Source organism: Bacillus sp. DWP3-1, from assembly GCF_049896565.1.
Taxonomy (GTDB): domain Bacteria; phylum Bacillota; class Bacilli; order Bacillales; family Bacillaceae; genus Bacillus.
In genome coordinates this window covers 398,705-420,002 of the sequence record NZ_JAFCUN010000002.1, presented here as the reverse complement: position 1 = coordinate 420,002, position 21,298 = coordinate 398,705, and the positions used below count along the sequence as shown (strand labels likewise).

26 protein-coding genes are annotated in these 21,298 nt (G+C 39.8%); 4 read left to right on the top strand and 22 right to left on the bottom strand.

Features of this window, described 5'->3' with window-relative positions:
- From yqeK to ACP7A0_RS07510, 6 genes are read right to left on the bottom strand one after another with little or no spacing between them, the layout of a single operon-like run.
- Entirely contained in the window at positions 1 to 564 is a 564-nt protein-coding gene (gene yqeK / locus ACP7A0_RS07535; RefSeq protein WP_034661375.1) for a bis(5'-nucleosyl)-tetraphosphatase (symmetrical) YqeK, read from the bottom strand.
- Positions 554 to 1,123, bottom strand: coding sequence for a nicotinate-nucleotide adenylyltransferase (locus ACP7A0_RS07530; protein WP_034661376.1), 570 nt, complete (start codon positions 1,121 to 1,123; stop codon positions 554 to 556). The genes yqeK and ACP7A0_RS07530 overlap by 11 nt, the downstream gene beginning before the upstream one ends.
- 13 nt (positions 1,124 to 1,136) lie before the next feature.
- Entirely contained in the window at positions 1,137 to 1,427 is a 291-nt protein-coding gene (yhbY, locus tag ACP7A0_RS07525) for a ribosome assembly RNA-binding protein YhbY (protein WP_034661378.1), read from the bottom strand.
- On the bottom strand, positions 1,421 to 2,263 hold the full coding sequence (aroE, locus tag ACP7A0_RS07520) for a shikimate dehydrogenase (protein WP_034661380.1): 843 nt from the start codon (positions 2,261 to 2,263) through the stop codon (positions 1,421 to 1,423). The genes yhbY and aroE overlap by 7 nt, the downstream gene beginning before the upstream one ends.
- 21 nt (positions 2,264 to 2,284) lie before the next feature.
- Entirely contained in the window at positions 2,285 to 3,385 is a 1,101-nt protein-coding gene (yqeH, locus tag ACP7A0_RS07515) for a ribosome biogenesis GTPase YqeH (protein WP_034661381.1), read from the bottom strand.
- 2 nt (positions 3,386 to 3,387) lie between these two features.
- Complete coding sequence (locus ACP7A0_RS07510) at positions 3,388 to 3,909, bottom strand: YqeG family HAD IIIA-type phosphatase (RefSeq protein WP_034662006.1); 522 nt, start codon at positions 3,907 to 3,909, stop codon at positions 3,388 to 3,390.
- A gap of 362 nt (positions 3,910 to 4,271) precedes the next feature.
- Between ACP7A0_RS07510 and ACP7A0_RS07505 the strand changes: the two genes are divergently transcribed.
- Entirely contained in the window at positions 4,272 to 4,412 is a 141-nt protein-coding gene (locus ACP7A0_RS07505; protein ID WP_003217327.1) for a sporulation histidine kinase inhibitor Sda, read from the top strand.
- A gap of 135 nt (positions 4,413 to 4,547) precedes the next feature.
- On the opposite strand, the gene ACP7A0_RS07500 is transcribed toward ACP7A0_RS07505, so the two are convergent.
- The 4 genes from ACP7A0_RS07500 to ACP7A0_RS07485 form a co-directional block, all read right to left on the bottom strand.
- Entirely contained in the window at positions 4,548 to 4,697 is a 150-nt protein-coding gene (locus ACP7A0_RS07500) for a hypothetical protein (RefSeq protein WP_003217499.1), read from the bottom strand.
- A 78-nt stretch (positions 4,698 to 4,775) separates the two neighbouring features.
- Positions 4,776 to 5,504 carry an SGNH/GDSL hydrolase family protein gene (locus tag ACP7A0_RS07495; protein ID WP_223249890.1) on the bottom strand — a complete coding sequence of 243 codons (729 nt, stop codon included), beginning with the start codon at positions 5,502 to 5,504 and terminating at the stop codon, positions 4,776 to 4,778.
- Positions 5,505 to 5,588: 84 nt separating this feature from the next.
- Positions 5,589 to 6,329, bottom strand: coding sequence for a polysaccharide deacetylase family protein (locus tag ACP7A0_RS07490; protein WP_106038000.1), 741 nt, complete (start codon positions 6,327 to 6,329; stop codon positions 5,589 to 5,591).
- 177 nt (positions 6,330 to 6,506) lie between these two features.
- Positions 6,507 to 7,628: a Rap family tetratricopeptide repeat protein gene (locus ACP7A0_RS07485; RefSeq protein ID WP_034661385.1), complete on the bottom strand. Its 1,122-nt coding sequence runs from the start codon at positions 7,626 to 7,628 to the stop codon at positions 6,507 to 6,509.
- Positions 7,629 to 7,862: 234 nt separating this feature from the next.
- On the opposite strand from ACP7A0_RS07485, the gene sigK reads away from it, so the two are divergent.
- On the top strand, positions 7,863 to 8,588 hold the full coding sequence (sigK, locus tag ACP7A0_RS07480) for an RNA polymerase sporulation sigma factor SigK (protein ID WP_034620857.1): 726 nt from the start codon (positions 7,863 to 7,865) through the stop codon (positions 8,586 to 8,588).
- A 450-nt stretch (positions 8,589 to 9,038) separates the two neighbouring features.
- On the opposite strand, the gene ACP7A0_RS07475 is transcribed toward sigK, so the two are convergent.
- The 7 genes from ACP7A0_RS07475 to ACP7A0_RS07445 all read right to left on the bottom strand — a co-directional run bounded on the left by ACP7A0_RS07475 (position 9,039) and on the right by ACP7A0_RS07445 (position 16,405).
- Entirely contained in the window at positions 9,039 to 10,052 is a 1,014-nt protein-coding gene (locus ACP7A0_RS07475; RefSeq protein ID WP_106039703.1) for an NADP-dependent oxidoreductase, read from the bottom strand.
- Positions 10,053 to 10,425: 373 nt separating this feature from the next.
- Complete coding sequence (locus tag ACP7A0_RS07470) at positions 10,426 to 11,178, bottom strand: SDR family NAD(P)-dependent oxidoreductase (protein ID WP_106156292.1); 753 nt, start codon at positions 11,176 to 11,178, stop codon at positions 10,426 to 10,428.
- A 186-nt stretch (positions 11,179 to 11,364) separates the two neighbouring features.
- Complete coding sequence (locus tag ACP7A0_RS07465; protein WP_426004720.1) at positions 11,365 to 12,150, bottom strand: SDR family NAD(P)-dependent oxidoreductase; 786 nt, start codon at positions 12,148 to 12,150, stop codon at positions 11,365 to 11,367.
- A 338-nt stretch (positions 12,151 to 12,488) separates the two neighbouring features.
- The gene (locus ACP7A0_RS07460) at positions 12,489 to 13,547 is read right to left on the bottom strand and encodes an alkene reductase (protein WP_426004718.1); all 1,059 of its coding nucleotides are present in this window, start codon (positions 13,545 to 13,547) and stop codon (positions 12,489 to 12,491) included.
- 14 nt (positions 13,548 to 13,561) lie between these two features.
- A complete protein-coding gene (locus ACP7A0_RS07455) occupies positions 13,562 to 14,410 on the bottom strand; it encodes an alpha/beta fold hydrolase (protein WP_426004716.1) in 849 nt (282 codons plus the stop codon).
- Positions 14,411 to 14,519: 109 nt separating this feature from the next.
- Entirely contained in the window at positions 14,520 to 15,095 is a 576-nt protein-coding gene (locus ACP7A0_RS07450) for a TetR/AcrR family transcriptional regulator (protein WP_060596632.1), read from the bottom strand.
- Between the two features lie 473 nt (positions 15,096 to 15,568).
- Positions 15,569 to 16,405: a helix-turn-helix transcriptional regulator gene (locus tag ACP7A0_RS07445; RefSeq protein WP_034661397.1), complete on the bottom strand. Its 837-nt coding sequence runs from the start codon at positions 16,403 to 16,405 to the stop codon at positions 15,569 to 15,571.
- Between the two features lie 104 nt (positions 16,406 to 16,509).
- On the opposite strand from ACP7A0_RS07445, the gene fabF reads away from it, so the two are divergent.
- Complete coding sequence (fabF, locus tag ACP7A0_RS07440) at positions 16,510 to 17,742, top strand: beta-ketoacyl-ACP synthase II (RefSeq protein ID WP_003217365.1); 1,233 nt, start codon at positions 16,510 to 16,512, stop codon at positions 17,740 to 17,742.
- A 38-nt stretch (positions 17,743 to 17,780) separates the two neighbouring features.
- On the opposite strand, the gene ACP7A0_RS07435 is transcribed toward fabF, so the two are convergent.
- Positions 17,781 to 18,116: an NUDIX hydrolase gene (locus ACP7A0_RS07435; RefSeq protein ID WP_066030634.1), complete on the bottom strand. Its 336-nt coding sequence runs from the start codon at positions 18,114 to 18,116 to the stop codon at positions 17,781 to 17,783.
- A gap of 152 nt (positions 18,117 to 18,268) precedes the next feature.
- Between ACP7A0_RS07435 and ACP7A0_RS07430 the strand changes: the two genes are divergently transcribed.
- Complete coding sequence (locus ACP7A0_RS07430) at positions 18,269 to 18,400, top strand: hypothetical protein (RefSeq protein ID WP_003217310.1); 132 nt, start codon at positions 18,269 to 18,271, stop codon at positions 18,398 to 18,400.
- A 46-nt stretch (positions 18,401 to 18,446) separates the two neighbouring features.
- Here the strand turns inward: ACP7A0_RS07430 and ACP7A0_RS07425 are convergent, their stop codons facing one another.
- From ACP7A0_RS07425 to ACP7A0_RS07410, 4 genes are all read right to left on the bottom strand, one after another.
- Positions 18,447 to 18,638: a hypothetical protein gene (locus ACP7A0_RS07425; protein ID WP_060596631.1), complete on the bottom strand. Its 192-nt coding sequence runs from the start codon at positions 18,636 to 18,638 to the stop codon at positions 18,447 to 18,449.
- Between the two features lie 101 nt (positions 18,639 to 18,739).
- The gene (locus ACP7A0_RS07420) at positions 18,740 to 20,152 is read right to left on the bottom strand and encodes a polysaccharide deacetylase family protein (RefSeq protein ID WP_066030633.1); all 1,413 of its coding nucleotides are present in this window, start codon (positions 20,150 to 20,152) and stop codon (positions 18,740 to 18,742) included.
- A gap of 158 nt (positions 20,153 to 20,310) precedes the next feature.
- Positions 20,311 to 20,865, bottom strand: coding sequence for a hypothetical protein (locus ACP7A0_RS07415; RefSeq protein WP_034661402.1), 555 nt, complete (start codon positions 20,863 to 20,865; stop codon positions 20,311 to 20,313).
- A gap of 137 nt (positions 20,866 to 21,002) precedes the next feature.
- The gene (locus ACP7A0_RS07410) at positions 21,003 to 21,221 is read right to left on the bottom strand and encodes a GNAT family N-acetyltransferase (protein WP_258182077.1); all 219 of its coding nucleotides are present in this window, start codon (positions 21,219 to 21,221) and stop codon (positions 21,003 to 21,005) included.
- Between the last annotated feature and the right edge of the window lie 77 nt (positions 21,222 to 21,298).

Genomic DNA, 21,298 nt, shown 5'->3' with positions numbered 1-21,298 from the left:
TTAATTGTTCTTATGCACAAGCGAGTTGTAAGTAGCCAATGTATCTGGAAAGACTGGCTGATTCTTTTTCAATAAGAAGCTGATGGTGTTTTTTAGTGACTGAACCAGCGCGCTATCCAAATCATGCTCTGCTAACTCTCTTACTTCTTCAACACCAGGGAAATGACGTCCTGGTTCGATATAATCAGCGACATAAATGACCTTTTCAAGTAATGTCATGTTTGGCCTGCCTGATGTATGAAATTCAATGGCAGTTAAAATGTCTTGATCGTCAATGCCCGCTTCCTTTTTAACCAGATAAGCACCAACCGGGGCATGCCAAAGCTCAGGCGAATATTCAAGCAATAGAGGGTTCATCTGTTCCTTCTGGATAATTCCCTTCATTTCTTCCTTTGGTCTAAATTTCGCATAATCATGAAAAATAGCGGCGATCTCTGCTTTTTTCACATCTGCACCGAACCGTTCCGCTAATGAAATGGCTGCACTCATGACCCCGAGTGTATGTGTATATCTATGCTCTGTTAACTGCTCTTTGACACAGTTCAATGCTTCTTCACGATTCATATAAATGATGCTCCTTTATATAACGCTCAACAGCTTTCGGTATCAAATAATCGACAGGTTTTTCCTGCTTTATTCGCTGCCTAATCAATGTCGATGATACATCAAAAGCTGGAACATCTGCAAATAAAAGAGGATATGCCGTACTTCCGGCATAACCCGGTCTTTTCATCCCAATAAAGGTGATCATCTGAAGCAAATCATCAATCCTATGCCATTTTGGCAAATACTCGACCATGTCCGCTCCAATCATAAAAAAGAACTCATCTTCAGGATGACGCTTCTTTAAAAGCTCCACCGTATCCACTGTATAAGATGGACCCTCTCGCTCCATTTCAATGAGCTCCAGCCGAAAATATGGATTTGACTGAATCGCCGCTTCCACCATTTTCACCCGGTGACGACTATCTGCTCGTTTCCGGTCTGTTTTATGAGGGGGCTTGTGATTTGGGATAAACCACATTTCATCAAGCCCTACTTGAAAACGCACCTCATTCGCCATCAGCAAATGCCCATTATGAGGAGGATCAAACGTACCGCCAAACAACCCTATTTTTTTCATATCACATCCACCTTTACGGCAGCTTAATTTGTTTATTTTCCTTCGATTCTTTATAAAGGACAATCACATTTCCGATCGTTTGAACAAGTTCAGCTTTTGCACCTTTTACAAGTGCTTTCGCAACTTCCGTTTTGTCCTCATCGCAGTTTTGTAATACGCTGACCTTTAACAGTTCTCTTACTTCAAGCGCCTCGGAAATTTGCTTGATCATATTGTCATTTACCCCGCCTTTTCCTACTTGAAAAATAGGTGATAAATGATGTGCTTTTGCACGTAAAAAACGTTTTTGTTTCCCTTTTAACATGGTGTTCCTCCTAATTTCTCTATTACAATTGACTTCATTTTTCTGGCGTCAGGCGTGATGCCTGTCCACAGTTCAAAGGCTCTTGCTGCTTGTCCAACAAACATGCCGACACCATCTACTGTTTTCAAACCTAACCCGGCTGCTTCTTTGAGCAGCTTTGTTTCTATTGGATTATACACAATATCACAAACGACCGCTGTTTTTTTTGCGTTTGCTAAAGAAATCGGGGTTTCTTCAACATTCGGGTACATACCGATTGAGGTCGTATGGATGATGACATCATATTCCCCAAGTCGTTCTTCTGCTGTCTTTAAAGTAATGGCACTAGATGTGATGTTCCCATCTGCACTTTCAATTAAAGCCTCAGCTTTTTCAATGGTGCGGTTGGTGATATCAAAGCTTTTCGGTGCATAGTCAGCGATTGTCGTATAAATCGCTCTTGCTGCTCCGCCAGCACCAATCATTAGAAATGACAGCTCTGTTAAAGGCTGATCCAAGGCTTCAAGCAATGAATGAAGAAAGCCCTCTCCATCTGTGTTGTACCCGACGAGCTGACCTCCTTCAAGCCGCACCGTATTGACTGCACGCAGGCGTTCAGCTGTCACATCAATTTTATCAAGGTACTGCATAATGTCTACCTTGTGCGGAACAGTGACGTTAAAGCCGCTTATTCCTAAGGCTTTCATACCGCGAATGGCATCTTTAAGGTCTTCGTCTTCTACTTGAAAGCCATGATAATGTCCATCAATCCCAGCATCCTTCAATGCTGCATTATGAATATCCGGAGACATTGAATGACCAACAGGGTTACCGATTAATCCGTATAAAGGTTTCAAGGTCTCTCCCCCTTTGAACATTTAAATTAACGAACGTCTCATAAACACATGAACGCCTTTTGGCGCATAGACTTTGATTTGCTTCCCTGCATCATTTGCCGTTACCCATCCTAAGCCTGAAAAGACGATGTCCATTTTCGGCTGATCAATCGTAAAGGTATGCGGAACGAGCGGAGGGAAATCTTCCATCCCCTCTTTTGATGGCGGTGATAGCAGTTCCCCGGCATGTTTTTCATATAAATCATCTGCGTTCTCTAACTTTGTTCTGTGTATGTTCAGCTCATTTGGCATATAGCAGACAAATGACGTTCTGCCGCCTTTTACATAATCAAATCGAGCAAGGCCGCCAAAATAAAGCGTTTGTGCTTCATTTAATTGGAACGTTCTCGGTTTCAATTCTTTTTTCGGCGTTAAGATCTTCAAGTCATTTTTGCTGACATAGTGCGCCATCTGATGACGGTTGATAATGCCCGGCGTATCAAATAGAGCAGATCCGTCATCAAGCGGGATCTCAATGGCATCAAGTGTTGTACCTGGATATTGGGATGTGGTGATCACGTTCTCTTCGCCAGATACTTCTTTGATGATTCGATTGATAAATGTTGATTTTCCAACATTCGTACAGCCGACGACATAGACATTTCTTCCCTCACGGTAATGATCGATCGCTTCCATCACCTCAGGTACGCCCTGACCTCTGCTTGCACTGATTAAGAAAACATCGATCGGGTTCAATCCGTTTTCTTTCGCTTCCCGTTTCATCCAATGAATCAGACGATCTTTTTTCACGGATTTCGGTAAAATATCTACTTTGTTGCCGACGAGTAAAATCGGATTACCACCGACAATACGACTCAGCCCATTGATCCAGCTTCCGTTAAAGTCAAAAATATCAACGACCTTTACAATCAGAGAATCTGTCTCTCCAATGCTGTGCAATATATTTAAAAAGTCGTCTTCTGTTAAAGAAACATCTTGTATTTCATTGTAGTTCTTTAACCTAAAACAGCGCTGACAGATTACATCTTCTTTCAATAGAGATGCTGCCGGCGCATATCCTAATTGATCTTTATCTTCCGTCTGAATGGCTACACCGCAGCCAATACAAACAACCTTTTCCATTATTACTCTTCCTCCCACTGAATGTGGCCCTTACGCTTTAAGGCTCCTAAAATTCTGCGTTCAATCTGCCTGTTAAACTTGGTGAAAAATCCGTCCGAGGCAGCGACAGGGACGACCAAAATCGTATGGAAGCCATGACGATTCCCGCCTAGTACATCGGTCATGAGCTGATCCCCAATGACCACCACATCTTCTTTTTTCAATTGCATATCAGAGACTGCCTTATTAAAGGCTCTTCCCATAGGCTTTTTCGCTTTATAAATAAACGGGATATGAACTGGTTCAGAAAAAAGCTTGACCCTTTTTTCATTATTGTTCGATACAATCGTCACTTGTATCCCGTGATCCTTCATTTCTTGAAACCATTCAATTAAGCGGGGCGTCGCACTTGGACGGTCCCATTCTACTAGTGTGTTATCTAAATCGGTAATAATTCCTTTTACATTTCGTTCTTTTAATTTTTGCGGTGAAATGTGGAAAATGCTTTTCACAAATTCATCCGGTAAGAAATACTTCTTTAGCACAATTTGCACCCTTTCTTCCCTTGGTTTTTCAGCGATGGTGTCGAATCAAATCACAATTTGTCTGTCTATCGAATACAATGAAAAAGTTTTCGACATATGACGAGGACCTTCAACAGGTGTGGATAATTTTACACACATTATCCACCTATATTTCATCACGCTTTCATTCAATTATAAACACTCTACCCACAAGTTATCCACTTCACCATGTGGATAACAGAACGATTGTTCTTGTTTCCCATTCATGGTAGATTAAAGGTACTTCAGAGACATTCGATCAACCTATGATGATATGTCTTTTCCTTAAGTTTTATGCCAACTTTTTCAGGGGAGGTGTTTTTCCCATCATATGGGTTTCTAGTATGAAAAAGCTGTCAGATGATTTACTTATAGAATCGTATTATAAAGCAAATGAAATGAACTTAAATCGCGACTTCATTGAATTAATTGAGACAGAAATGAAAAGACGTTCGCTCGGGCATATGCTCTCTGTTTCCTCTTAATTCCATTTCGCAGGAACCATGCCTCCCGAGCACTCTCCTTTTTTAAACTCAGGTGACTGATATTATATCACTTGCGCTATAGGCTTACTACTATTTTCCGTAAAAAACACCCCTTCTCATCAAAGAAGAGGTGTCTTATTTGCAAGGCTGTTCATTCCAAAACCATAACCCTCCGCCTACGACCAAAATGACCACAAGGAACACAACAAGAAAAGCGTAACCGATTCCTGCTCCTTGAGCTGGATAAGGTGAACACGCAGGGTAAGGATAAGGGCATCCCCACATATCAGTTACCTCCTTCTAGGAAGATATACTGTTAGACTATGCTGGATGGATGGTCTTGTTTAGGCAGATGGCCATCATTTAAAAATGTTTGATGACATCACGCTCTTTGATTTCGTTATAAATAATTCTTGCCCCTTTTGGCGTCATATGATTGCCAGAAGGGTCGATCAAACCTGATTGAATCAGCGCATTGTCACTATCTTCACCAGCTTCTCGGATGAACGCTTTCCAATTGTCGACAAGCGGTACTTGCTGATCCTTGGCTATTTCTCTCGTAATGTCATTATAGGAATTTTGCCAAGCTCTTGCCCCGCCTCTCTCAGCAAAATAAGATGACTTATACCTAGAGTAGTAATACAAGCCCTTTTTTCCGCCTTCTACAACAGGTACACAGGTCATGAGAATCGGGGTAATGCCTTCTTTTCTACTTTCAGAAATGAAGTAGGATACATTTTCTTTAAATCGTTTTTTCGTCACGCGGGGATGTTTCCCATCTAAAATCGCCGCATCATTCGTACCGAACATGATGAGGACGTAAGTTGGTTTCTGCTTTAAAATATCCTGCTCAAAGCGAAGCTTCGCGTCTTCAGTTGTCTGCCCGCCAATGCCTGCATTCTTCACTTGAATTTGGCCGCGCTCGACGTTTTTCATGAGATTCACCCATTTTTCAGATGTTGGATAATCTCGAAAGTCCCAGTTTGATCCCCTTGTATTGCTGTCGCCAAATGCAATGACACTTTCTTGTTCTGGCTTTGAGCACCCAGCAGCGACACAAAGCAGGATAAAAAGGACAACACATTTCTTCACAACATTCACCTCCAAAAGCCCTCTTCATATAGTAAACGACAAGACTTTTGGTTTCAATGAATGACTGTTTTTGACGAATGCTTCCTATTGCAGTTGAACAGGTACATACGCTTTGTCATGATGCAGCAGTTCGCTCACTTTGACAAATTCATAGCCTCGATCCTTTAATTCAGGAATCACTTGTTTCAGTGCTTCTACCGTCTGCTTCCGATTGCCCCCGCCATCATGCAAAAGAATGATATCGCCGCCTTGAATATGATCAATAATCCGGCTCGCAATTTTGCGTGAGCCTGGTCTTGACCAGTCCTTCGGATCTTGCGTAAAGGACCACATGACCACATCATATCCTTGCTTTGACAAAATGCGGAATGATGTCATCGTCAAGCGGCCGCCAGGGGGGCGAAATAATAAGGGTCCGCCAGGCTGAAGTGAAGCGATATGAGCCGCTGATTCTTTTAGCTCCTGCTTGATCTCTTTTGAGGATAACAGGTCAAAATACGTATGATTCATCGTGTGATTGCCAAGCTCATTTCCTTCGTCCACAATCCGTTCTGCGATCTTTGGATATGCGTGAATCCGGCTTCCTACGACAAAAAAGCTGGCATTTACTTGATGCTGCTTCAGCACATCCAATATTTGATTCGTGTAAACTGGATGAGGTCCATCATCAAAGGTGATCGCAATCTTTTTCCGTTCCGCTCTCATGTCCCAAAAGGCATGTCCCGTTTTTTCAAGATCGACTCGTTTTAATGTATATGCCTCTACTTCATTAGGAACAAAAGCACATAGCAGCAATATACACATCAAGACATGCAACCCTCTCATTTGACCGCCTCCACAGAACATTCTTACAGATTAAATTGCCCGCTTTTTGATGAATCATTCAGCATTCATAGTCACGGTCCGCATCTCTGACTTCTTTTTTGACATAAAAAAAAGCCGGCCCATCAGGCCCGCTTTTTATTTCACGTTTGGTTTCTCTCTTCAACTGTCGAACGTTGCTTAGAATTCATACAGACACTCTCCTTCTTGGATTTGATTTTGAGCCCATAATAATTTCTGATAATACTGGTTGGACTTCTGGTATTGTTGAGAGGCTTCTAAGGCTGTCGCAATTTCTAGTGAGATATCCTCTATATAAGAGTATAGGCTAAGTTTTTCCAAATAATCAATGGTTTTTTGCAGTTGTTCTTCATTCATTCCTTGAACATATAAAGCATCCAGATACTCAAACATATGACAAAACAGCTGGTCTTCATGCTTCTTTGCAGCTAATTTTCCATCTTCTAATATGCGGCGTGCTTCCACTTGTTCATTTTGTCTAAAAAGCAGTTTTGCCAGCGTATAGAGCGTATGCGGAAGCGTGGGAAGCTGCTCTTTACAGGCAATATCAGCCGATTCCGTTAAATAGCGTTCTGCTTCCTCTCTATAGCCCAGCTCCCCATAACATTTTCCTAAATTATAAAGCGCTGAACTGTATATCCGCGGGTGATCAATCTGTGATGCGAGCTGTTTTGCCTTTTTTAAATGAGGCAGTGCCCGGTCTTTTCGTTTTAGATCTTGATAGTTTCCTGAGATAACAAAAAGGCACTGAATGATGCGAATAGAGTAGGCATCATGCTGATCGTATATTTCCAGCGCCTTTAAAATATGATGCATCGAGACATGCGTTTGCTTCATTATATAGTAGGCTTCTGCTACTTTAAAATGAAACTCAGCCTGCTCAATATCATCAAATACCATGGACAGCTGTTTTTCTGCCACTCGATAATATTTGACGGCTTCTAAATATTCTTTTTGACTAAACTCATGCATGCCACGAAAAAATGCATGGTAATAATGCAGCATATCAGATAACTCATGATTGGAATTTTCGATTTTATCGACAAGATTAGATACTGAGAAAGGTTGATATTTTGAAGGGTGTATATAGTCAAGCATGATTTGGTGCCGAAAACACATGAGCTGATAATAAATCAGTAAATGCTGGTCCTCTTCCATCCGTTCAATTTCCGCTTCTACTTCTGCTTTCAGGATTTCCGCATCTGGAACACTGAACTGCCGTATCATTCGATACCATTCATTAATTTTCATACCTACATGTGAAGAAAGAACCTTCCCCATGTTCCGAAAAAACCCCTTCCTTTTCGGTCTAATATTACATATTTTAGCACGCTTCTTGACCGCCAAGCACCGCAAAGAAACCGCAAACATATGAGAAGGGCAGCAAAAACAGACGAACAGAAGCCCGTTTTTTTCGAAAAAGATGATTTTTTCATCGTACAGACACAGACAATCCCCCCTTCACATACATTTGAGGATATAGGCAGTGGCCTAAACATGGTGGAGGTGAAAATCGTGGCAGGAGTATTTACAGCGATGGGATTGATGGTCAAAGAATTGGTGTTCTTGGTGTCCTATGTCAAAAACAATGCCTTTCCACAGCCCCTTTCAGGAGATGATGAAAAAAAATACTTAGCCCTTATGGCACAGGGCGATGAACACGCGAGAAATATGCTGATTGAACATAACCTTCGGCTCGTCGCCCATATTGTCAAGAAATTTGAAAATACCGGGGAAGACGCTGAAGACCTCATCTCCATCGGGACGATCGGACTCATTAAAGCCATCGAAAGCTATTCCTCTGGAAAAGGAACAAAGCTGGCAACGTATGCGGCGCGGTGTATTGAAAACGAAATTCTGATGCATTTACGCGCACTCAAAAAAACTAAAAAGGATGTCTCCTTACATGACCCCATCGGTCAGGATAAAGAAGGCAACGAAATTTCTTTAATTGATGTCTTAAAATCAGAAAGTGAAGATGTGATCGATACCATTCAGCTCAACATGGAGCTTGAAAAAGTAAAGGAGTATATCGACATTCTCGACGGCCGAGAAAAAGAAGTCATCGTCGGCCGGTTCGGTCTTGATTTAAAGAAAGAAAAAACGCAGCGGGAAATAGCAAAGGAGCTCGGGATTTCGCGAAGCTATGTATCCCGTATTGAGAAGCGGGCGCTGATGAAGATGTTTCATGAGTTTTACCGGGCGGAGAAGGAGAAACGGAAGCGGGAGAAGGGGAAATAATATCAAAGAAGCCGGTCTAAATTCCGGCTTCTTTTCATTCCACTAAGCACTCAACATAATAAAACCATATCATTGGTTATGGAGCTTATTTCCATTACACTCCTTATATTCATTTGCCATCGTTTCTATACGTTTATGTGAATTATGGTTAAAAATGGTAAGTCAAAACAAGGATCGTTCGTTACTTTTTCATCTTATTGATTAAGAATTTTAATCTCTAGTCTATATATAGTGTTTTTTATAAACATACAGTAATTACCATGTCGTGGCATGTCTGTTAAAGTAACCACCTGTCTTAAATCCAACTTTTTTATAGGAAAAATTGGATAGCTAGTTCTCCATGTTTTATAATTACTGATACAGAACTCCGGCTTGCAGAAGTTTTTCTATCCTTTCAAAATCCTTTACATAAATGATCTCAACTTTTTGACTGCTTTCTTCATATTCCCCTTAAAAATTAATAATCACTTTCCCTTTTGGTCGTCCATTTGCGACTAGTTCTAGCGCTTCATTTACGTTGTCTATAGTAAATAGTATTGGATGAATTGCTGGAACAATGTTGTTTTCTTCAATGATTTTGGTAATCTCTTTAAGTTGTGCGCCGTCAGAACGAACGAAAATAAAATGATATTCCACGTTTTGTTTCTTAGCTTTGCGGTCATAATTTGCGCCAGCAAGGGAAAATAACATTCGTTTCCACCATGGGGAATTTAGGTATTTCCCGAAACGTTTATTTGGTCCTGTACGGAGAGAGAGCAATCTTCCGCCCGGTTTGATGATACTCAATTCACTGTCAAATTCTTTAGGTCCCAGTGTATCAATCACGTAATCCACATTCGACAACAAGTCAACATAGTTTTCTATTGCATAATCCAAATATTGGTCTGCACCCCTTTCCAAAGTGCGTTCGCGCGCTTCTGAGTTGCCACTAACAATGACATTTAGGCCCATTTCCTTTGCTATTGGTACAGCCATTTGACCAAAGCTGCCTGATCCACCTGGAATGAAGACAGATTTACCTGACTGTGCCTCAAGTTCTTCATGTAGACCTTGATACGCTGTGAGTCCAGCCAGTGGTACAGCAGCGGCTTCCACGTAAGACAAATTTTTTGGCATGGGTGCAATTGCGGCAGCATCAATTGCGGCATATTCCGCAAAAGCACCAATTTTTTTAAGGGGAAGACGTGTATAGATGGCATCTCCTACGTGAAATTCTGTCACATTTTTTCCGATTTTTTCGATAACTCCTGTCAATTCATTACCAAGCGTTAATGGGAATTCATAATCTTGAATCAGTTTCACGCTGCCTGTAATAATTAACATTTCGAGTGGATTGACTGCCGCAGCTTTGACCTTTACCAAGACTTCGTTTTCATCGATTTCTGGAATTGGAATGTCATTGACTTTGGCATGGATATTTTTTGAATACTTGGTGATCTGAGCTGCTTTCATGAGTGTTTTCATTTTTTCATTAGCATCCTTCCTTGAGATTATTACAGCTGGTGTTCCCACACTCAATCAGTAGAACAGATGTTAGAGTTCATCAGCCCATAGCGTTCGAATGCAGTACACGTCAGCCAGTGTAGCGCAATTCATGCGTCAAGCATTTTTCAGTTGTATGCCTTTTTTAAGCATTACTGTCCATTTTGCAGGTTCAATTTAAAAACTACTTTTCATTCCCTTTTTTTTGTTACAAAAATAGAGAGTCACTTCCCAGTCCCAAACAGTTTGTGGAACCTTGATATTTGCCATAAGTTATACTTATCTCTTGCGCTCTGCTACGTGTCATTGGTGCCAGCGCTAAACGATTATGTTACCATATATATAAAAATTAGATTTAAAGGCTTTCTAGTATTGGAAAGATCGGCTTTCTCAACTTAAATTCATAGTTTTCATCTACAACCCCAACCACTTCATCTTTGTCATAAACCTCCATCATAAAACCTGCCATTTGCTTAGCTGTGTGGTACATAGGGAGATTTGCTTTATAATCAAACTCTTTTATATCATTTGCATGTTTTGCGAATTCTGTTTCCGTCATTGCTGGTGCTAAAACTTTTGCCTTCATTTTCGCACCTTTCAGTTCAAGTTCTTTTGCAAGCCCTTCGGTGAAGGCACTAACATAATATTTAGAAGCAGAGTAAGCAACACTGCCAACAGCAATTACATATCCAAGTGCTGAGGATACGTTAATTAATTGAGTTCCCTCTACATCAGCATATTCTCTTACAAATAGTGTAGAAAGGATTGTCAAGGATTCTATGTTCACGCGTAACATGGTTTCTACTTTATCTAAATTCTGATCTATGACAGAAGAGGTTTCACCAAGACCAGCATTATTAATCCAAGTCTCAATTTGATACTCCTTTAAACTGTTATACAGTATATATGCCTGATCTTTGACAGATAGGTCACTTGTCCGAATAATAACATCTAAACTAGGATTTAGATTCTGAATGGTTGATTTAAGTTCTTCTAATTTATCTAATCTTCTAGCTGCAATAATTAAGTTTTTGCCACGAGCAGCAAATGCTAATGCTGTCTCATATCCGATACCTGAGCTTGCTCCTGTAATAACTGTGTACTTCATATTATTCTCTCCTTAAAAATATTTCTCCTTGTTCTTGACCATGTTTCAGTAGATCAAATAAGAAGGTTTCCGTCTTTATAAAAATCTCTGTAACTTTTTTAGTAAACGATTTATTCCAATACGAGATCTTGGCTAGATGGCAGATCATAATCAACTGCCACTCCCCCCTGGTCACCCTCAATTAGGTCAATGCCCTGTTCTTTGCTGTGTGGATCTGACCATACGGGTCACCATTTTGCGCGGCATCAGTCGTGGAAGGAATGCCATGAACCGGTTTCGAGCCCCTGGCATTATGAACGTCTTGCCGCGTAAGAAGCCTCGGTACCCTTCCTCAGCCACCTGCCCGGCCTCCATGATAGCACCACTCTGGAACAACTTCGATTCCCCAATACCCGAACGTTCAACAAAGCCGGTTGACGTCAGTCCCGGACATAGTGCCGTCACAGTCACCCCTGTACCGCTCAGTTCGTTCTCCAAAGCCTCAGTGAACGACAACACGTACGCCTTCGTTGCGTAGTAAACCGACATCATAGGTCCCGGGAAGAAAGCCACCAACGAAGCCACATTCATCACGCCTCCTTGGTCCCGTTTGACCATATCCGGCAAGAACAGTTTCGTCATAACAGTCAGAGCCTTGATATTGACGTCAATCATATTCGTCTCTTGTTCTAACTGCGTCTCCAAGAACGTCCCGTACAAACCGAAGCCGGCATTATTGACAAGATAGTCGACGACGACCCCCTTCTCCTTGAGCTCCGCAAAAATCTCTTTCGGCACACCGGGTGAAGCCACATCCTTTGCGATGACCGTCGCTTGACTGCCATATCTTTTCCGATATTCCTTCGCGAGCTCCAAAAGCTTACCCTCGCTACGCGCCACCAGCACCAAATTATATCCTCCCTTGGCGAAACGATCCGCCAACTCTTTGCCAATTCCACCCGATACCCCGGTGATAAGAACAGTTTTTTTCATTTTACAGCACACCTCCATTTTTAGTTTAATTAAACCTTTAAAACGTTTTACTGCGTTTCTTACTGCGAGTTGTTACTATGGATGTAGGTTATCGGTAATTGTAATTTTTGTATAAAAGGATTTATACTTGCCGCATATACCTCAACTAAGACCTCGCCATTATTTATTTTGGGCTTAGGGAAGTCTAAAAAAATTTGGTTTTTCACCGTAGTTTTCAATCGCTAAAACTTTCATGACAATCCTTCACATTTTTAATTAACGCACATGTATCTATTTATAAAGAATCTAAGAAAAAAAGATATGAATATCCCTAGATGGGATATTCATAATTAATTAAATTATTTTAAGAAAGGATAATCTGTATAGCCTTCTTTTCCTCCTGCATAGAGCGTGTTTTTATCAGGTTCGTTTAGAGGAGCACCTGAATAAATCCGTTCTACAAAGTCTGGATTAGCTAGTACCCAAGTGCCTACTGTGACAACATCTGCAAGATTATTATCTACATCAGACGAAAGTTGATCTAGAGGACGACCTGGACGGTTAACAAGAAGTGCTTGGTCCCAAAGTTGACGAACATCTTTTAGGAATTGCTCGTTTCCAAAGTGCATTAAATGCAGATAAGCAAGGTTAAGCTTATTTAATTCACTTATTAAATAGCGATACATCTCAAGGCTATTCTCCCCCTCATCAATGCCTTGCAGTGTTCCTTGAGGAGAAAAACGGATGCCTGTTCTTTCTGCTCCTATTTCATCAACAACTGCTTTAGCTACTTCAATTGCGAATCGAGAACGCCCCTCAATCGTACGACCGTATGCACCTTGACGATGATTGGAGTTTTCACTAAGGAATTGTTGGATCAGATAACCATTCGCTCCGTGAATTTCAACTCCGTCTGCACCAGCTTCAATTGCTGAACGTGCTGCTAAACGAAACTCATTGATAACATCTTTTATCTCAAGCTCACTCAGTTCTCTTGGTGTTGGAATTTCTTTCATTCCTTCTGCCGTGAAAATTTCTATACCAGGTGCAATAGCTGACGGTGCAACTGCTTGGCGGTGGTGAGGTGTGTTATCAGGGTGTGATACTCGTCCCACATGCATAAGTTGAATAAAAATATGACCGCCTTCACTATGAACTTTAGAAGTGACTTTTTCCCATCCTCTAATATGATTTTCTGTATAAATACCAGGTGTATTAGTATAACCTTGCCCATCATCCGAAGGTTGGGTTCCTTCACTTATAATTAAACCGACTGAAGCACGCTGACCATAGTACTCTGCTACTAATTCGCTCGGCGTACCATCTGGTAAAGCTCTATTTCTAGTCATCGGAGCCATGCCTATGCGGTTTTTTAAGTCAATGTTTCCGATACGAACTTTTTCAAATAATCTGCTCATATGAATACTCCTTTTTAATAAGAATTAGAATCAAGAAATAAATTTACGTGTTCTGCAAATAGTTCTGGAAATTGAAACAGATGCCCGTGACCAGAATCAGGATATATAATCAACTGTGCTTTGGGTAATTTCTCTGTTAAGATATAGCTGTTTTTAGTCGGTACCATCACATCATTAACACCATTAGTGACAAGTACAGGGTGTTTGATGTTTTGTAACCATTCATATTCATGATTAGATTTTTGTTTAGCCCATTTTGCAATAGCTTGTAATTGTGCCTCTTTTACTTGTTCCGAACTATTTACTTTTTTCTGATTAAAAATTCTTTGTAGTGAAGCTATTCCTGCTGATTTACTTGTTTCGGTTTGTTCGTAGAAAAAGAACATAAAATCATTTATTCCATCCTCTTCCGTTCCGCCGTGACGATTCATTCTTTCAAGAATCTCTGGATTTGGATTAATACCAGATTCAGGTGAAGTACCTGCCATAATCATTTTTCTTACTAAATCTCCTTCTTGTAAAGCTAACTCTTGTGCAACCATGCCACCAATGGAAAAACCAAGAATGTCAACTTGTTCTAATCCAAGAGCTCTTATAAATGTTGCTGTATCTTTTGCCATATCAGTAATTGTAGTAGGTGTTAGTCCATCGGTCTCACCAACCCCTTTATTGTCAAATAAGATTACTGGGCGTTTATTTGCAATAGGTTCAAGCATGTCTGGATCCCAGTTTTCCATCGTTCCTCTAAAGTGAACAAGAAATACTACTGGTATACCATCTTTTGTACCAAATCTCCTATATGCGTAACGAGTTCCTTCTACTTCAATAAATTCTGATTCTGTTGGTATTTTAAAATTTCTCATTTTTGTGTTCCTCCTTAGAAATTAAAAAACGATTTATAACTATGCATTATGATGGTGTGTTTCATGCTTATTTTAGAATGAACATTCTAAAAAGGGTAAAAAAAGAAAGCTAGTCCAACACTGAAAGTGCTAGAGAAATGATGCCTTCTAATTCTTTTTTACTGTAATCAGTTTTTATTAGTACTCTTATACCTACCAAATTGTTGTGTAAGAAACGAGATATGTTATCAGAATCGATTTCTTTTGATAGCTCTCCATTAGTTTGACCCTGTTTTATAAGGTGATTAAACATATCTTCAGTACGATTAAACATTTTTGTAACGATGCGCCCAATTTCTTTGTCCAACAAAGATAATTCAATGGCTGCATTTACTGATAGACATCCTTTTGGGTATTGTTTAATGGAATTCAGTACGAAAATAAAAACATCACGTATCGCCTGTTTAATGGATGAAGTGCTGCTGATTATGCTTTCCATCTCATTAACGATGAGCTCTTCATAATGATGAAGGGAAGCTAAAAACAATGAACGCTTGTCGCCAAATGTGTCATATATACTCCTACGGTGTATCCCCATATGATCCACCAAATCTTGCATGGATGTTTTTTCATAGCCTTGTTCCCAAAATAACTCCATTGCTTTTCTTAATACTTCTTTTTCGTCAAACTCTTTACTTCTAGCCATTTTAATTCTCCTTAAAAAAATCCATGAACCAATACTAACAAAAACAAAAGTCATCATCCATTATAGAATGAACATTCTAAAATAAACACATGAATTACAAACCATGATTACATAATACCCTTTTTAGAACGATAAGTAAAGAATTATACTTCTGCGATGAACACCCATATGTCACCAAGTCTTGCATGAATGTTTTTTTCATAACCCTGTTCCCAGAAAAGCCCCATTGTTTTCTTAATGCTCTTTTTTATCAAATTTATTTCTAGACATAATCCCACCTTACAACGTATTACCTCTTAATTCTGAGAAAGGACTAAGAATCATTGATGCATTCACCCCTCCCTCATTCTAAAATAATAAAGAATGATCACTCTCGTTTGAGTAGCAAAACAGTTAGATCTAACGTGTTTCAAGCATAGCAAATTCAAGAACGATCGGTAAAGAATTTGGAATTCATCATATGTTTTATATGGTTAGCTTTCAATTAAACGTTTTAACTTAAGCTCAGTTTCAGTATTCTCAACTGGAGTATAGACGCTGCATCTTAAATCAGTATCTCCATGCACTTGTAAAGAAGTAAGATTAAACAACATTTTACCTACCTTAGCATGACGAAACTCAATTAATACTTCAGGAGCAGAGCTTATCTCATTTTCATTCCAAATTTTATGAAACTCTGGATATGCCTGTTCCATTTCTTGTATAAATTGCTCATACCAGTCATCAGCCACATACTGTCCATAATACGTTCTAAATATTGCGATATATCCTCTAACAAAATGCTCCCAATTCACTGCTAAACTTTTAAATTCCTTTCTTGCGAATAGTAAGCGTATGATATTCCTTTCTGCTGGGGTGATTTGTTCAAAATCCAAAAATACATTAGCTGCTGCTTGATTCCACCCAACAATCTGACTTCTTCTATCTGATATAATTGTTGGACAATAACGAAGTTCCTGCAAAATTTTCACTAAAGCTGGACTGATTTCTTTCTCCTTCTCATTTATAAAGGGTTGTTTCACTCCTTCCTCTAACGCTAGAGCATACAAATATCTCCTTTCATCGTTATTTAATTGTAATGCTCGAGAAATAGCATCTAATACCGAAGTAGACACTTTTATATCTCTACCTTGTTCTAACCATGTATACCATGTAAGACTTACACCGGCTAGTTGAGCCACTTCCTCTCTTCTTAGTCCTGGTGTTCTTCTGCGGGTTCCTACTGGTAAACCAACCATTTGAGGAGTAATTTTCGAACGTTGATTCTTTAGAAATTCTGATAAAGCTTGAAGTCTTGTTTCAGGTTTCATTAAAATCTCCTTTTTAAATAGTGCTAATTATACTAGGATAAACAACAACTTGTAATAGGATAACACAAAAGTTAAAGTTAATAAAAAATAGGGAGGGAATTATTATGAAAAGAGTTGTCATTACTGGAATGGGAATTATTTCGCCTCTAGGAAATGATGTAAATAGCTTTTGGAATCAACTAGTTAAAGGTCAATCGGGAATATCTCTAATTGATTCTTTTGATACTATTGATTATAAAACAAAGATAGCTGGAATGGTTCGTGATTTCGATGTAGATGGAATATTTGGGAGGAAAGAAGCCAAACGATTAGATCGATTTAGTCAGTTTGCTTTAGCAGCAGCCGAACAAGCATTAGAAAAATCACAATTACAGTTAGATAAGGTTGATCTTGAACGTTTAGGGGTATACGTTGGTTCAGGGATCGGAGGTATACAATCACTTGTTGATAATGTGAATGTATTAAATAAACGAGGTCCCGCAAGAGTAAGCCCTAGCCTTGTACCAATGATGATTTCAAATGCAGCTGCGGCTCAAATAAGTATTAGATTAGGGGCACAAGGCCCGTCATTATCACCAGTAACGGCCTGCTCAATCGGGAACACCTCTATTGGTGAAGCTTTCAATGCTATCCGAAATGATGAGGCAGATATTATATTTGCCGGTGGAGCAGAAGCTGCAATCACACAGTTATCTTTGGCTAGTTTTGGAAACGCCCATGCACTATCTACAAAAAACCAAGATCCAAGTCGAGCCAGCCGTCCGTTCGATACAGATAGAGATGGCTTTGTTATGAGTGAAGGCGCAGGTATTTTAGTATTAGAATCATTAGAAAACGCTATTCTTAGAGATGCGCCGATATTATGTGAAGTAGTGGGATACGGAGCTAGTTCAGATGCTCATCATATGGTAGCATCACACCCAGAAGGTAAGGGTGCCTACTTAGCAATGAAAAAAGCATTGAGAAGTGCAAATATATCAACAGGTGAAATTGATGTTATTAGTGCTCATGCAACAAGTACACAAATAGGTGATCGTTCAGAAATTCTAGCTATTAAGAAATTGTTTGGTGAACATTCCCGCAAAATTCCAACAACTGCAAACAAATCAATGACTGGTCACATGCTTGGTGCTGCTGGTGGAGTAGAAGCAATTGCTTTAGTGGAAAGTTTGAGACAAGGAATTATTCCTCCAACTATTAATGTAGAGAATTTAGATCCAGATTGCGACTTAGATGTTGTCTCAAAAACGCGAAATCTTCCAATGAAATATGGACTATCAAATTCTTTTGGCTTTGGCGGACATAATTCAGCAATCGTGTTAAAGAATTATGATTGAAGATCCACCTTTATAATTCAGAGGTGAAATAAATGCATCTACCAAGGGTTGATCACCCTTGGTTTCAAATTTAGAATATCATGATCCGGATCTAGAATGTTCATCTGCCCGCCGATGATTTCCGCAAAGAAGGTCACGATGAGTGCATGATGCATTTTATCGTGAAAGAATACTTCTCGAACCGAATGAAGTTCATTTACTTTGCAAACATACCCTGTCTCTTCTTTCACCTCACGGACCACGGCCTGCTGCAGGTGTTCACCTTTTTCTACAGTACCGCCTGGAAGTTCCCAATATCCCTTTACATTTTTGACCATTAACATATTTTCTTCCTCATCATAAATAATAGCTGATACTACGTCTACTCGTTTCAAAGAAATCCCCCCAACCATTCTCTGTTTACATCAATTGTCGAATAAATAGAACGAACTGTTCATTTCAATACATTCATTATACTGTATCCTTGATATAAGATAATGGATACAGAAACTAAATAGGAATTAGTCAGCAGATTGGAGGCCACAGCATGTGGATCATCATCATTTTACTTATTGTCCTCATTGGATTTACAGGGAATATCGTTTCTTTATTAAGACAAATGAAAGAGTCAAACGAGAAAATCATACAACTGTTAGAACATCAAAAACCGAAAAAATAAAAACCTCACCCTTTTAGAGAGAGGTTTTTAGAGTAAGCAATTATTCTTATCGTTTCTCATGAAGCAACATATATCTGATTCGACGAATATAATGCAGCGCAATATGACCGAGACATAAAATGAGCCCGATCATCGCAAGAATATAGATGGGCAGCATCAAACCAGGTACATAGTTGACGATAAAACCCAAACAAAACGCTGTCAGCATATATAGACTGATCAACCTCATCAATACCATCCGAAGCCCTCCCTTTCTACATTCACTTTAACATATTTTCCCTTTATTTTCATGATTGGCTTTTAAAAAAAGATGCGAATCCACTAAGATTCGCATGATCATTACGTATTCAATTCACCTTTCTTCGCGCGCGCTTCCTTCCACTGCTCAAGCTCTGAAACTGTTAATAATTGATATCCTTGTTTGGTCAATTCCTTGATAATCGTGACAGCTGCGTTTGCCGAGGTGTCATAGATGTCGTGCATTAAGACCGTTTCTCCGCTAGACGCATGTGTGAGAATGTAGTTGGCGACGTATTGGCTGTTGCGATATTTCCAGTCTTCAGGATCTACGTCCCAAAGCGTGACTTTCATGTTGACAGCTTCGTTGATCTGCCCATTTGTTCCACCATATGGCGGTCTAAAGTGAGTCGGTGTGAATCCGCCTGCTTTTTCAATAATTTGCTGCGTATCTTCTACTTGTTTGATAGCTTGTTTTAACGGCAGTCTTGTGAGTAAAGGATGGCTATAGGAATGATTTCCGATTTCATTCCCACCCTTTCTGATCTCACCCAGCATATCGGGGTAATATTGAACCCTGCTGCCTAATACAAAAAATGTCGCATGTCCTTTGTTTTCTTTTAAGGCTTTTAAGATTTTTGAGGTCGTGGATGGATTTGGTCCATCGTCAAATGTCAGGGCAATGGCTTTTTGATTTGGGTTGAATGTTGCCTGTTTTGGCAGTTTTACAAGCTTTCTTTTTGAGATCGGTTCTTTTTTCTCATTTTTGTTCTTTTCTTTATGAATATATTCAGGCTTTAACATGCCTTTAAGCACTGTTTTTTTAATCGCCAGCACTTGAGGGCCTTTTTTGTCTGGTGCGATTTGCCCTGCTGGAAAGTAGAATTCTATAAAACGATCCTTGATGGCAAAATACTGATAATGCTCTGCCGCAGGAGACGTTCCTTGTTTGAGCAAATGCTCGTTTTCAGCAAGAGTGCGATCTTTTTTTAATTCCTCAAATGTCATTTGAGACAGTTTTTGCAGACTTTCTTTCTTTGATAAAAATAGATCATCTATAGATAAAAAATGCTGTTTCTTGAAATCAAAATTGAATATCTTCGTTTCATGTGCGCCTTTTACTCCGCCTTTCAATTCATATGTATTGAATTTGATCGCAGCAGTTTGTTTGGCATAATGAGTAATCTCGTAATCTATGTTTAATTCGTATCGATGATCTTCATCGACATCGCTTGCTTCACTAAATGATGTTTTGAATTTGTCGAGCGCTGTTTCTGCAAATCTTTTCATCTCTTGATCTAGCTTTTTTTGATGAAACACTGGATAGTTCACAGCATATCTCAAGTATCTCCCGTCATTCACGAGAGTGACAATTTCAACTTCTTTATAGCTCGCATCTGGTTCTACCTTCTTCTTCTCTGTCCCGCTTGCCTGCTGATTATGATAAAACGCAGCGATTCCGATGATGATTGCAAGTCCGCATAGGACGAGACTAATTTTCCATTTCATTGACACAATGATTCCCCTCTCGTGATGGCGTCATGTCTTGATGACGTGTGTTTGTAGGATAGACTTTGCGTGAACTCGATTTAGTTTTCAAAAAACACATTTGTCACATTTTCGTCACAATTAAGAGAGGTTGAAAAAAAGGGCTTGATCTCTCAGCCCTTTGATTATTTTTGCATATATAGTTGAAATAATTTCGTTTCTTCATCAATAGAACTCGCTCGATCAAAAGCCGCTCTAACCGTCTTCGTATTGTTCATGAGCTCATACAGCATTGTCAGGACAAAGATAAATGCCGCATCTCCATCAATGTAATCATCAGGCGCTGTATAGGACAAAGCACCTGCTTCTAAAAAGGCTTCTGCAAGTTTTTTCTCACCTAGTGTGCAGCCGGTTGATATGACGTGAACCCCTTTTAACGAAGCATACCGCTTGATTTCATCCGCTCCAAAAGTTACACCTCTAGGCTCCCCATCTTCGTATACATCTTCCCCTAACTCCGGCATGAGAAACGCTCCTTCTTCCCCATGAAAAGATAAAAGAAAGTAGTCCGTCTCCCTTCTATTTCTCCCAGATAACACATCAATCAGATCATTGGGTCTGCCTATCCAATGCATATCGACTTTTGCACCAAAGTTCTCAAATGCTGCACGCAGGGCAAAAGATTCTAGCTCACTATTTGGTCCTGTTGCTAATGTGATGCGCATGGTCTGTTGTTCCACTTGTATCTCCTCCAAACGATGATAAAAATAAACCCATTTTTTCTTCATCTGCATATGTATCCGTCCATTTTAGTGCACTGATCAATACATTTGCTCGATGTCCTGTCGTTCTCGTGCGAAGGAAAGAGCTTCCGTCATCAAGCCTTGCCTACTCCCTTTCCGCGGGCACCAGCCGTTACATACATCGCTGCTACATTCGCTCGGTGCTTTAATTTCTGTAAGGTTTCTTGGATGAGCGTGACCGTCCCCACAAGCTGCCCTTGATAAAAGGTGCCAAAGATCCACATAGATTGTGCCGAAGCAAAACGAGCCGCATATTTGTCTTTTGTATCTATTTGTTCTTCTTCATAGCTCATTGCAAAGCCCTCTGGATGTAATCGCAGTGCTTCTAGTCTTAATGCTGTATATTCTTCAGATCACCTGCGTTAACAAT